The following is a 12,041-nucleotide window of genomic DNA, read 5'->3' as shown; positions in this document are numbered from 1 at the left end:
TCTGGTGTGCCCCGGCCGTCGTGGAAAGGGCCCCGAGTCGTTCGCCGGGGACCCGGGCGCGGGGCCCGGTGGGAGAGCTCTTCCCGCCGGTGCGCCCGGCGTGCGGCTCAGCTGCTGTGGGCCGCGTAGTACTTGTCCTGGATGTCCTGGTGGATGCGCCCGCGGTCCGAGACCTGCAGGCCCTGCTCCTTGGCCCACGCCCGGATCTTCGGGGTCTCGGGGTTGCCCGAGCGGCTGGGCCGCGTGGTGGTGGTCGCACTGCGGCCGGTCTTGGCGGTGGCGCGGCGACCCGCGGAGATGAAGGGACGCAGTGCGTCGCGCAGCTTGGTGGCGTTCTCCGAGCTCAGGTCGATCTCGTACTGGCCGCCGTCGAGGCCGAAACGCACGGTCTCGTGGGCCTCTCCGCCGTCGATGTCGTCTTCCAGGATGATTTTCACGGTCTGAGCCATGGTCAGCTCCTCCAAACGCCCCGCGGGCTGCATAGGTCTTTTGTTCGTGTGCAAAGATATGTGGTCCGTGCGGAGATTCCCCGGGCATTCGCGCGATGTGCCCGATCAATGCCCCAGCGCGACACCCTGGATCAGACGGTTATCGCGGATCCTGGAACAGAATTCATCTCCGAATCACGTGGCCCATCATGGCACGCAATTCCTGAATTGTCATCACGGGCTATTCCGCAGGATTCCGGTCTTCCGCCGAATCACGAATGGGAATGCTGTGCCGCAGCCCCAGACCCCTCTGCTGACGGGGATTCTCCTCCTGGTGGCCGAAGGGCGTCCTGTCACCCTCGCGCTCCCGGACGGCCTGGTACCAGCGCTCGGCATCCGCCTGCGCCTCGCCCTGCGCAGACCGCTCGGCGCGGTCCCCCCGAAGCAACCACCTCATGATCAGGTAGAACACCAGACCCACGCCCAGCGAGGGCAAAAAGACCGCCACGTATTCCATGATGCAGATCATCCTCTCCGGGACTGTGCGAATGCTGTGCGGAGGATTCCGCGGGTCCGGCTCACTCCGGCTTCATCAACGGGAACAGAATGGTCTCCCGGATTCCGAGGTTCGTGAAGAGCATGATCAGGCGGTCGAGACCGAGGCCCAGACCACCCATGGGGGGCGCACCGTGCTCCAGGGCCCGCAGGAAGTCCTCGTCCAGCTGCATGGCCTCGTCGTCCCCGGCCGCGGAGAGCAGCGACTGCTCCGTGAGCCGCTCCCGCTGCACCACGGGGTCGATGAGCTCGGAGAACGCCGTTCCGCGCTCCATGCCGCCGATGATGAGGTCCCAGGCCTCGATCAGCCCGGGCTTCTCGCGGTGCGGGCGGGCCAGCGGCTGGGCCGCCGGCGGGTAGTCGTAGACGAACGTGGGCTGGATGAGGGTGGGCTCCACGATCTCCTCGAAGAGCTCCATCACGAGCTTCTGCTCGTCCCACGCGGGGTTGACCGGGATCTCCCGCTCCGCGGCCAGGGCCCGCAGCTGCTCCGCGGGAGTCTCCGGGGTGATCTCCTGCCCCACGGCCTCGGACAGGCCCGGGTACACGGAGACCCACTGCCATTCACCGAACAGTTCGATGCGCCCCTGCGGTGTGTCGATGCCCTCGACGCCCAGCTGCCGGGCGCACTCCTGGATGATCTCGCGGATCCGGTCCGCCATGACGAACTGGTCCGCGTAGGCCTCGTACGCCTCCAGGGTGGTGAACTCCGGGCTGTGGGAGGAGTCCACACCCTCGTTGCGGAACACGCGGCCGATCTCGAACACCCGGTCGATGCCGCCCACGACCGCGCGCTTGAGGAAGAGCTCGGTGGCGATGCGCAGGGTCATGTCCTGGTCGAAGGCGTTGAGGTGGGTCTCGAAGGGACGCGCGGCCGCTCCGCCGTGGACGAGCTGCAGCATGGGCGTCTCGATCTCCACGTATCCCTGCTCCTCCATCACGCGGCGCACGGTGCGGGTGATCAGGGAGCGGGTCAGGACGACGTCGCGGGCCTCCTGGCGCACGATGAGGTCCAGGTAGCGCTGGCGCACCCGGGTCTCCTCGTTGAGCTCCTTGTGCATGGTGGGCAGGGGGCGCAGCGCCTTGGACGCCATGGTCCAGGAGCCCGCCATCACGGACAGCTCACCGCGCCGGGAGCTGATGACGTTGCCGGTGACCGCCACGAAGTCCCCGAGGTCCACGAGGGCCTTCCACTGCGCGAGGGAGTCCTCCCCCACGTTCGCCTTGGACAGCATGACCTGCAGCCGGGTGCCGTCCCCCTCCTGCAGGGTCCCGAAGCACAGCTTGCCGGTGTTGCGCACGTGCACCACACGCCCGGCCACGGTCACGCGGTGCTCGGTCTCCTCCCCCGCCTCGAGGTGGGCGAACTGCTCGCGCACGTGCGCGAGGGTGTCCGTGCGCCCCACGCCCACCGGGTACGGCGCCATTCCGGCGTCCGCGGCCGCCTGCCGCTTGGCGGCGCGCACGGCCATCTGGTCGTTGAGCTCGTGCGCGCTCAGCTCCGGATCGGTGCTGGCGGGCTGGGCGGGAACGGTGGTTTCAGGCTGCTCGGTCACAGTGGACCAGGATACCGGTAGCGCTCAGATCCGCATGTTGTCGATGAGCCGGGTGGGACCGACCCACGCGGCCACGAGGGCCAGCACCCCGGGCTCCGGCGCGACGAACTCGAGAGTGCGCGGGTCCACGGTCTCGAGGTAGTCCAGGGAGACCTCCGGTTCCGCGTCCACACGCTGACGGGCCTGCTCCAGGGTGAGTTCCCCGGCCGCGAGGGCGCGCAGGGTGCTGTGCAGCACGAGAGCGTGCTCCGCCTGCTCCTCGGAGAGGTACTGGTTGCGCGAGGACAGGGCGAGGCCCCGTTCCGAGCGGACGATGGGCACCGGGCGGATCTCCACGCGGTGATCGAAATCACGGGCCATGCGCTGCATGAGCAGCAGCTGCTGGGCGTCCTTCTCACCGAAGTACGCCCGGAAAGGGGTTCCGGGCCCGGGCGCCATGATGGTGAACAGCTTGTTCACCACGGTCAGGGCGCCGTCGAAGTGTCCGGGGCGAGTGGCCCCCTCGAGGACTCCTCCCGCGGCGCCGGACGTCACCGAGACCACGGGGACACCGTCCGGGTACATCTCCTGCACGTCCGGGGCGAACACGAGGTCCACGCCCACCTCCGCGAGCAGGGCGAGGTCCTGTTCCAGCTGCCGGGGGTAGCTCTCGAAGTCCTCCCCCGGTCCGAACTGCAACGGGTTGACGAACACGGACACGACCGCGAGGTCGTTCTCGTCCCGCGCCCGCCGCGCCAGCTGCACGTGCCCGTGGTGCAGCGCCCCCATGGTGGGCAGCAGCCCCACGCTGCGGGCGCCCCGCGCCACGCGGGACTCGATCTGTTCGCGCACCTGCGCAATGGACGTGCACACCAGGGGTCCGGTGCTGCTCACTGCTCCTCCTCGATCGCCGCCATGACGGCTCGGTAGCTCGTCTCGTCCAGTCTGCCCGACGCCGCCGCCCGCCGGGCCGTCTGCCTCGCCAGGGCGCGGTAGCCGGCCAGCAGCTGCCGGGCGGCGTCGTGGTCGGCGTTCCCGGTGGGGCCCGCGGCGTCGTGGTCGGCGCTGCCAACGGGGCCCGCGGCGTCGTGCCCGGCCCTGGCACCGCCGCCCGCCAGTTCCCGCAGCGCGGCCACGTGCGCGGCCACCGTGGTGACGTCACCGCGGGCCACGGGACCCGTGAGGGCGTTCTCCCCGGAGGCCAGGGCGTTGTCCACCGTGGCGCGCACGAGCGGGCCCAGCACGCGGTCCGGGTGCTCCACCCCGATCTCCCCGAGCAGCTGCATGGACTCTCCCAGAACCGTCATCACGTGGTTCGAGCCGTGGGCGAGCGCCGCGTGGTAGAGCGGGCGGTCCGCCTCCGCGACCACCACCGGCTCGGCTCCCATCTCCACCACGAGGGCCTGGGCGATGGGCAGCACGGGTGCCGCGGCGGTGACCCCGAAGCTGCAGTCCGCGAGGCGCTGCAGGTCGAGGCTGAGCCCCGTGAAGGTCATGGCGGGATGCACGGCGAGCCCGATGCCACCGGCCGCCCGGACGGGTTCCAGGACGCCCGTGCCGTGGCGGCCCGCCGTGTGGACCACGAGCTGGCCCGGCTGCCACGCACCGGTGGCCGCGAGCCCGCTCACCAGACCGGGAAGCTGGTCGTCCGGCACGGCGAGCAGGACCAGCTCGCTGCGCTCCACGATGCTCTGCACGTCCAGCACGGGAACGTCCGGGAGCAGGGTCGCGGCGCGTTCGCGGCTGGCCTCCGACGACGCGTGCACACCCACCACGGCGTGGCCCGCGCCCCGCAACGCCGCACCGAGCACGGCACCGACCCTGCCCGCGCTGATGACGCCCACGCCGAGACGGCCGGGACGGTGACTGGGTTGGGACACGCGGGAACTCCTCACAGGGGGACGACGGCACGCACAGGGTAGCGCACGGCGCTCACACCTCGGACGCGGATCCCTCGGGCGGGAGCGCGGCCCAGGACCCGCCGGCGGCGTCCCGCTCCCTGGCGGCGCGGGACAGCTGCGCGTGACGCCACTGCAGCTCCCGGGCCGTGCGGACGTCCAGGTGGTCGAGCGCGGTGGTCACGGCGCCCGGGGTCACGTGCACCGCCACACCGCTCAGACCCATCCGTCGCTCCACCGGGCCCTGGCGAACGGCCACGGACTGTGTCTTGTGGTGCGGCACCACGCAGGCGTGGCGAGTGATCCGGCCCCAGCGCAGCACCAGGGAGGAGTCGTCCAGGGCGAAGCCGTTGCGCCGCCACGTGACCGGGTCCAGCCACCGGCTGCGGCGGGGGTTCGCCGTGAACCGTGACGAGCCCCCGACCCCCGAGAGTCCCTCCCGCACGAGGTCACGCGGGGCGTGCTCCAGAGGCAGCACCAGACGCAGGATCTCCTGGACGTTGTCCCACGTGCCCACGGGCAGCACCACGGAGCCGAGGTCCTCCGTCTCCCCTGCGCCGCCCTTGCCCGCGGTGGTGACCACCACCCTGTGACCGCCGAAGAAGCGCCACAGCAGGGGCCGGGTGACCTGCAGGGCCTGCACCCGGCCGGTGGGGATCGTGGAGGAGCGCTCGTTGAACAGCCCCGCGCGCGTGCGCACCCCGGAGGGGACCTCGCTCAGCGTGAATCCCCAGCTGCGCTCCAGCCGCGTGTACAGCCCGGACAGCACACCCAGCAGCGGCGCGATCGCCGAGGGCAGCACGATGATCAGGGCCTCCGGGAACCACAGCGCCAGACCCGCGGTGATGAGCGCGATCAGCACCAGCGCCACGGCGGGCGGCGAGCAGACCAGCCCGAGCAGCACGCGCCCCGTGGGCACGATGAACACGCGCCGCAGCTCGTCCTGCTGGTTCAGCAGGCCGTACTTCTCGGCCATGCGCAGGTCCATGCCGGTGCGGCGTCGTACGGCCGCCCCCTGCGTCCCCGCACCGGAGTGGGCGACGCCGCCCGGGCCGTCCGCGGGGGCCAGCGCCCACGGGGCCACCCGCCCGGACCCCCGGTCCGTTCCCACCGTGGCACCCGCCCCCGGATCGGAGCCGGCGGCCGCCCGGTCCGCCTCCGAGGACGCGGGCCCGAGGTGGTCGGTGGCCGCGCGCTGGGCGGCCACGAGGAGCTGGCGGCGCAGCTGCTGCGCGTGCTCCCGCCCGAGGTAGGACAGCTCCAGAACGCTCGACCCGCCGTCGGCCACGTCGAACTTGAGGGACGCGAGGCCCAGGATGCGTGGCAGGAACCGGCGTTCGATGTCGATGCCCTGCACCCGGTCCAGGCGCGCCTGGCGCTGGGTGCGGAACAGCCACCCGCTGCGGAAGCGCACGTGGTCCTCCGTGATCTGGTAGCGGATGAACCACCAGGAGAGCAGACCCAGGGCGATCAGCACACCCAGGGCGCCGCACAGCACGGCGAGCGCCAGGCCCAGGCCGACGACCTCGACCGCCCCGCTCACGTTGACCTCAAGGGGCTCGTGCTTGACCAGCGAGGACACGAGGTCGTCCACGAACGCGTTGCCGATGCCCCACACCAGGGCCACGAGCAGCAGCCAGCTGCGCACGAACGGGGTCAGCGGGTGCACCCGGTGCCACACGCCCTCGGCGTCACCGCGCACGGTGATCTCCGGGGCGTGGCCGACGGGCCGTTCCGCGGGTGCTCCTGCGGCGGAGTCCCGGCCCGTCACAGGCCCACCATGTGCTCTTCCCCGCGCTCCGTGAGCTGCTCGCGCAACCGGTCCGCCTCCTCGCGGGGCAGCCCGGGCAGCACGGCGTCGGTGCTCGCGGCGGCCGTGTGCAGGGTGACGGACGCGAGGTTGAACGCGCTGAGCAGGGGCCCGGTCTTGATGTCCACGTACTGCATGCGCCCGTAGGGCACCACCGTGACGGTGCGGAAGAACAGGCCCCGGCGCAGCCACAGCTCGGTGGGTGCCTCCGCATAGCCGATCGCCCGCACCCTGCGGGGCACCAGGGCGAGGTTGATGCCACCCCACACGAGAGCCACCGCGGGCAGCAGCCACAGCCACTGCGCGGTCCCGCGGTCCCAGAGCCCCAGCAGCGCGAGCACGAGGGGCACCGCCATGAGGACCACCCACACCACCGTGGCCGTCACCGCGCCGATCACGCGCACCGTGACGTACTTGGGTGAGACCCGCCGCCAGGACAGATCCGGCGGGCTGAGCTCATCGGTGGCGGGCATAGCCTCCCTCTCCAGTGGCGTACGGTTCCTGCCGTCCACCGTAAGGGGTCTCCTCCTCCGCGTCCGGGTCATCGGGAGGAAGCCTGCAGGATTTCTCCACGATCCACCCGAGCACGGTGAGGCCCACTCCCACCACCACCTGGGCAACGCACTGCCACAGGGACTGCTGCGTTGAGCGCACGCCCAGCAGCGTGAGCTGGTCCAGCCCGACCCCCGCGTGCCATCCCGCGCACAGTGCACCGTAGTAGGCCACCGCCTGCGCCGCCGCCGCCGTGCCCACGGCCCACACGGGATCGTAGGGCTTGCGCTTCGCGGGGTCACGACGCCGCCCGGCGCCCTTCCCGGGGTCGCGGTAGGCACGCAGCCGCAGTCCCAGGTAGGCCAGCACGACTCCCGCCCCCACCTCGGCGAGCACGCTGATCCAGGGCAGCACCAGCAGGCTCTGGCGGCCACCGGCCACCACCTGGGTCATGCTCCAGCCGATGGCGGCGGCCACGAGTGCCGCGGCCGCGAGGGACAGCGGGTTCAGGTAGCGCACGGCGGCTCCTCCGGTCGCAGGGTGTGCTCGGTGACCACGAGGTCCTCGCGGTCCGGGGCGGCGTCCGCGAGACGCGCCACGGGCACGCCGTCCAGCTCCGCAGCGGGGTCCATCAGGGCCCACGGGCGCAGGACGAAGGCGCGCTGGGCCGCGCGCGGGTGCGGCAGCTCGAGCCGGGGGTCGGTGCTGCGAACTCCCGCCACGCAGATCACGTCCAGGTCCAGGGTGCGCGGGCCCCAGCGCACCTCGCGCGTGCGACCGTGGCGGTGCTCGATCCCCTGGCACACCTCCAGCAGCTCGAACGGGGTGAGGTCCGAGGACAGCTCCACCACCGCGTTGAGGTAGTCGGGTGAGCCCTCGGGCCCGCCCACCGAACGGGTGCGCACCACGGGAGAGGTTGCCAGCAGAGCAATGCCCGGGGTCGCGGCCAGCTCCCGGACGGCCTCTCTCAGCGCCGTGATCCGGTCCCCGAGGTTGGCCCCGAGCGCCACGACGCACCGCAGCGGCATCAGCTGCCGTCCTCAGAACGGACGGGGCGGCGTCGGACGATGCTCACGGCCACGTCCGAGAAGGTGACGTCGATCGGCGCCTTGGGCTTGTGCACCGTGACCTCCAGCACCGCCACGGCGGGGAAGGTCTCCAGCAGGCTGCGCGCGATCTCCTCCGCGAGGGCCTCGATGAGCTGGAACCGCGTGCCGATGATGATCTCCCGGACCATCTCGGCCACTTCGCCGTAGTGCACGGTGCGCGTGAGGTCGTCGGTGCTCCCGGCGGGGCGCAGGTCCATGTGCAGGACCAGGTCCACGAAGAAGGGCTGACCGCTGCGGCGTTCCTTCTCGAAGACGCCGTGGTAGCCCACCGCGCCCAGTCCGGTGAGGACGATGCGGTCGTGGCTGCTCGGATCGGGGGTCGTGGTGGTCATGGTGGCCTCAGCTCTCGGTGTCACGGGGGCGCAGGACGGGTGGCTCGATCCCCCGCCACGCGTGGGCGGCGGCGACCGCGTCCACCGAAGCGGGCACGTCGTGCACGCGCACGGCCCAGGCCCCGCCGAACGCGGACAGTGCGCTCACGGCGGCCGTGGCGCCGTCGCGCTGCGTGACCGGGCGCGGGGTGCCGCCCTCCGCGAGCAGCGCCCCCAGGAACCGCTTGCGGGAGGCTGCCACGAGGACCTTGTGGCCGAGCTCCCGCAGCCGCGGCAGCGCTCGGAGCAGCTCCCAGTCCTGGCCACCCGCCTTGGCGAAGCCCAGCCCGGGATCCACGACGAGCCGCTCGGGACGGACCCCGGCCGCGAGCAGACGGTCGCGCACGGCCGTGAGCTCCGAGAGCACCTCGCCCACCGTGTCGGTGTAGGTGGCCAGACCGGTCATGGTCTGCGGGGTGCCACGAGAGTGCATCAGCACGTACGGCACGCCGCTCTGCCCGACCAGCTCGATCATCTCGTCGCTCGCGGCGGTTCCCGAGACGTCGTTGACGATGTGGGCGCCGGCCTCGATCGCGGCGCGCGCGGTGTCCGGGTGGAACGTGTCCACGCTCACCACCACGCCGTGCCGGCTCAGCTCGCGGATGACGGGCAGCACCCGACGGCGCTCCTCCGCGGGGTCCACTCCCTGCGCGTGGGGCCGGGTGGACTCCCCGCCCACGTCCACGATGTCCGCGCCCTGCTCGGCGAGACGCAGGCCGTGCTCGACGGCGGCGGCCTCGGAGTCGTGCCGACCACCGTCGCTGAAGGAGTCGGGCGTCACGTTCAGCACGCCCATCACCAGGGTGCGCCCGGTGGGCAGCGCGTCGAAGGAGCCCCACCCGAGGGGCGCGCCCCCGCCCGCTCGGGCCGGTGCGTCCGGACGAGAACCGTGGCGGGCGGCGTCGTGGACGCCGGTTGCGACGTGAGAAGCGCCTGTCGCGACGCCCCGGGCGCCGGTCGCGGCGGCCGGGAGGCCGGTGGCGGCGTCGCGATCGCCCGTCACCGCGAGTGCCCCGCGGCGATCAGGTTCATGGCCTCGGCCCGCGTGGCGGGATCGCGCAGCTGGCCCCGCACGGCGGACGTCACGGTCTTGGCTCCCGGCTTGCGGACGCCCCGCATGGACATGCACAGGTGCTCGCACTCCACCACCACGATCGCGCCGGCGGGGTGCAGGTGCTCCACGAGCGCCTCGACCACCTGGGTGGTCAGCCGTTCCTGGACCTGCGGCCGCTTGGCGAAGAGGTCCACGAGGCGCGCGAGCTTGGACAGCCCCGTGACCTTGCCCTCGGGACCGGGGATGTAGCCCACGTGCGCGACCCCGTGGAACGGCACCAGGTGGTGCTCGCACGTGGAGTAGAACGGCACGTCGCGCACCAGGACCATCTCCGAGTGGCCGATGTCGAAGGACGTGGCCAGCAGCTCGGCCGGGTCCTCGTGGAGCCCCGCGAAGACCTCGGCGTAGGCGCGAGCCACCCGTTCGGGGGTGTCCCGCAGACCGCTGCGGTCCGGGTCCTCCCCCACGGCCAGGAGGATCTCCCGGACGGCCGCCGCGATGCGGGGCTGATCCACGGCGGCGGCCGTCTCCGCACCCGCCACGTGCTCCAGGTACGAGCCGGAGACGGGCTCACCGGGTTCGTGCTGGTGCGTCATTCAGCGGTTCTCCCGCCGGACACCACCCGGTTCCTGGCCGGGCTCCCCGCCCGGCGTGCTCCCGGAACCGGAGGAGGACTGGCCCCCGGGCTGCGGGTCCTGGTGCTCCGGGACCTCCAGCGGGTGCTCCGGCTTGGCGGCAACCGCCTGGTCCTGGGGCGCCATGGTGCTGGGGTCCTGCAGGTTCTTGCGGCGGGCCTCCTCGTGCTCGGCGGCGGTGACCACCGGGGGCACGTGGGAGATCTCGCGCTCCTCACCGGACTGCCACACGGGACGCACGTCCCGCAGGGTCACGTCCCGGAAGATCTCGCGGATCTGGGCCTCGTTGAGGGTCTCCTTCTCCAGCAGCTCCAGCGCCAGGCGGTCCAGCACGGGCCGGTTCTGCAGCAGGATCTGGTGGGCCTCGTCGTGCGCCTGCTCGAGCAGCAGCCGCACCTCGTCGTCCACCACGGCCAGGGTGCGATCCGAGTACTCCTTGGAGCCGGAGCCCATCTCACGGCCCACGAACGGGTCCGAGTTGTCCCCGCCGATCTTCACGGAGCCGATCTTGGAGCTCATGCCGTACTGGGTGACCATCTTGCGCGCGGTGTCCGTGGCCTTCTGGATGTCGTTGGAGGCCCCGGTGGAGGGGTCGTGGAACACGATCTCCTCCGCGGCGCGCCCACCCATGGCGTAGGCCATCTGGTCCAGCAGCTCGTTGCGGGTGGTCGAGTACTTGTCGTCCGAGGGCATGACCATGGTGTAGCCCAGGGCCCGGCCACGCGGCAGGATGGTGATCTTGGTGACCGGGTCCGTGTTGCGCAGGGCCGCCGCCACCAGGGCGTGGCCGCCCTCGTGGTAGGCCGTGACCTTGCGCTCGAGCTCCTTCATCACGCGCGAGCGCTTCTGCGGCCCCGCGATCACGCGGTCGATGGCCTCGTCCACGGCGCGGTCGTCGATCAGCTGGGCGTGGGAGCGGGCGGTCAGCAGCGCGGCCTCGTTCATCACGTTGGCGAGCTCCGCACCCGTGAAGCCCGGGGTCCGCTTGGCCACCGAGGCCAGGTCCACGTTCTCGGCCAGCGGCTTGGTCTTGGCGTGCACGCGCAGGATCTGCTCGCGGCCCTTCATGTCCGGCGCGTCCACGCCGATCTGACGGTCGAACCGGCCCGGGCGCAGCAGCGCGGGGTCCAGGACGTCCGGGCGGTTGGTCGCGGCGATCAGGATCACGTTGGTGTTCGCGTCGAAGCCGTCCATCTCCACCAGGAGCTGGTTCAGCGTCTGCTCGCGCTCGTCGTTGCCGCCGCCCATGCCGGCGCCGCGCTGGCGGCCCACGGCGTCGATCTCGTCCACGAAGATGATCGCGGGGGCGTTCTCCTTGGCCTGCTGGAAGAGGTCCCGCACGCGGGAGGCACCCACGCCCACGAACATCTCCACGAAGTCCGAGCCGGAGATGGAGTAGAACGGCACGCCGGCCTCACCCGCCACGGCCTTGGCCAGCAGGGTCTTGCCCGTGCCGGGAGGACCGTAGAGCAGCACACCCTTGGGCACCTTGGCGCCCACCGCGGTGAAGCGGTCGTGCTCCACCAGGAACTGCTTGATCTCGTCGAGCTCCTGCACGGCCTCGTCCGCGCCGGCCACGTCCGCGAACGTGACCTCGGAGTTCTCCTTGTTGAACATCTTGGCCTTGGAGCGGCCGAACTTCATGGCCTGCCCGCCGGTCTGCATGCGGGAGAAGATGAACCAGAACAGGCCCATGATGATCAGGAACGGGAGCAGGAAGCGCACCAGGGACAGGAACCAGTTGTTCTCCACCGGCTGGTCGGTGAAGCCCTCCAGGTTGGCCTCGTCCATGGTCTTGACGACCTCTTCGGCTCGGGGCTTCACGTAGTAGAACTCCACCTCCTTGCCCAGGTTCTGGTCACCCTGGTGGTAGTCCTCCTTGAGGGAGAGCTCCACCTTCTGCTCGCCGTCGTAGATCTTGGCCTCGTTGACCTTGCCCTCGTCCAGCAGCTCGAGGCCCACGTTGGTGTCCACACGCGCAGTGGTGGGGCTGAAGAAGCTGGCGCCCACGGGCACCAGGACCACAATGGCCAGGAGGATCCAGAAGAGGGGACCTCTAAAGAAACTGGTGGGTTTTTTTGCCGTGGCCAAGCCGTTGATCCTCCCGTGGACGTGTCACGCTCTGCCGCGGTTCACCGTTTCTGAGTGCCGTCC

General features: G+C 71.4%; 13 protein-coding genes. All 13 read right to left on the bottom strand.

Annotated elements, in window-relative coordinates; all coding sequences use genetic code 11:
• Positions 1 to 107: 107 nt before the first annotated feature.
• The 13 genes from P8S73_RS09545 to ftsH all read right to left on the bottom strand — a co-directional run bounded on the left by P8S73_RS09545 (position 108) and on the right by ftsH (position 11,978).
• A complete protein-coding gene (locus P8S73_RS09545) occupies positions 108 to 449 on the bottom strand; it encodes an Lsr2 family protein (RefSeq protein ID WP_019310539.1) in 342 nt (113 codons plus the stop codon).
• A 220-nt stretch (positions 450 to 669) separates the two neighbouring features.
• Complete coding sequence (locus tag P8S73_RS09540; RefSeq protein WP_035885298.1) at positions 670 to 945, bottom strand: hypothetical protein; 276 nt, start codon at positions 943 to 945, stop codon at positions 670 to 672.
• A gap of 61 nt (positions 946 to 1,006) precedes the next feature.
• Entirely contained in the window at positions 1,007 to 2,539 is a 1,533-nt protein-coding gene (gene lysS, locus P8S73_RS09535; RefSeq protein WP_019310541.1) for a lysine--tRNA ligase, read from the bottom strand.
• A 24-nt stretch (positions 2,540 to 2,563) separates the two neighbouring features.
• Complete coding sequence (gene panC, locus P8S73_RS09530; protein ID WP_053069381.1) at positions 2,564 to 3,412, bottom strand: pantoate--beta-alanine ligase; 849 nt, start codon at positions 3,410 to 3,412, stop codon at positions 2,564 to 2,566.
• On the bottom strand, positions 3,409 to 4,398 hold the full coding sequence (locus P8S73_RS09525; RefSeq protein WP_019310543.1) for a Rossmann-like and DUF2520 domain-containing protein: 990 nt from the start codon (positions 4,396 to 4,398) through the stop codon (positions 3,409 to 3,411). The genes panC and P8S73_RS09525 overlap by 4 nt, the downstream gene beginning before the upstream one ends.
• A 52-nt stretch (positions 4,399 to 4,450) precedes the next feature.
• Positions 4,451 to 6,187: a PH domain-containing protein gene (locus P8S73_RS09520; RefSeq protein WP_039101043.1), complete on the bottom strand. Its 1,737-nt coding sequence runs from the start codon at positions 6,185 to 6,187 to the stop codon at positions 4,451 to 4,453.
• Positions 6,184 to 6,699, bottom strand: a complete 516-nt coding sequence (locus P8S73_RS09515) for a PH domain-containing protein (RefSeq protein WP_019310545.1) — start codon at positions 6,697 to 6,699, stop codon at positions 6,184 to 6,186. The genes P8S73_RS09520 and P8S73_RS09515 overlap by 4 nt, the downstream gene beginning before the upstream one ends.
• A complete protein-coding gene (locus P8S73_RS09510; protein ID WP_019310546.1) occupies positions 6,683 to 7,237 on the bottom strand; it encodes a DUF3180 domain-containing protein in 555 nt (184 codons plus the stop codon). The genes P8S73_RS09515 and P8S73_RS09510 overlap by 17 nt, the downstream gene beginning before the upstream one ends.
• Positions 7,225 to 7,746, bottom strand: a complete 522-nt coding sequence (folK, locus tag P8S73_RS09505; protein ID WP_019310547.1) for a 2-amino-4-hydroxy-6-hydroxymethyldihydropteridine diphosphokinase — start codon at positions 7,744 to 7,746, stop codon at positions 7,225 to 7,227. The genes P8S73_RS09510 and folK overlap by 13 nt, the downstream gene beginning before the upstream one ends.
• Positions 7,746 to 8,159, bottom strand: a complete 414-nt coding sequence (folB, locus tag P8S73_RS09500) for a dihydroneopterin aldolase (protein WP_019310548.1) — start codon at positions 8,157 to 8,159, stop codon at positions 7,746 to 7,748. The genes folK and folB overlap by 1 nt, the downstream gene beginning before the upstream one ends.
• Positions 8,160 to 8,166: 7 nt before the next feature.
• On the bottom strand, positions 8,167 to 9,201 hold the full coding sequence (folP, locus tag P8S73_RS09495) for a dihydropteroate synthase (RefSeq protein WP_019310549.1): 1,035 nt from the start codon (positions 9,199 to 9,201) through the stop codon (positions 8,167 to 8,169).
• Positions 9,198 to 9,848 carry a GTP cyclohydrolase I FolE gene (gene folE, locus P8S73_RS09490; protein ID WP_019310550.1) on the bottom strand — a complete coding sequence of 217 codons (651 nt, stop codon included), beginning with the start codon at positions 9,846 to 9,848 and terminating at the stop codon, positions 9,198 to 9,200. The genes folP and folE overlap by 4 nt, the downstream gene beginning before the upstream one ends.
• Positions 9,849 to 11,978 carry an ATP-dependent zinc metalloprotease FtsH gene (gene ftsH / locus P8S73_RS09485; protein ID WP_019310551.1) on the bottom strand — a complete coding sequence of 710 codons (2,130 nt, stop codon included), beginning with the start codon at positions 11,976 to 11,978 and terminating at the stop codon, positions 9,849 to 9,851.
• Between the last annotated feature and the right edge of the window lie 63 nt (positions 11,979 to 12,041).

The organism is Kocuria sp. ChxB (genome assembly GCF_044359605.1).
GTDB lineage: Bacteria > Actinomycetota > Actinomycetes > Actinomycetales > Micrococcaceae > Kocuria > Kocuria rhizophila.
Note: the sequence above shows the minus strand (reverse complement) of the source record. Positions and strands in the feature narration are given on the sequence as shown.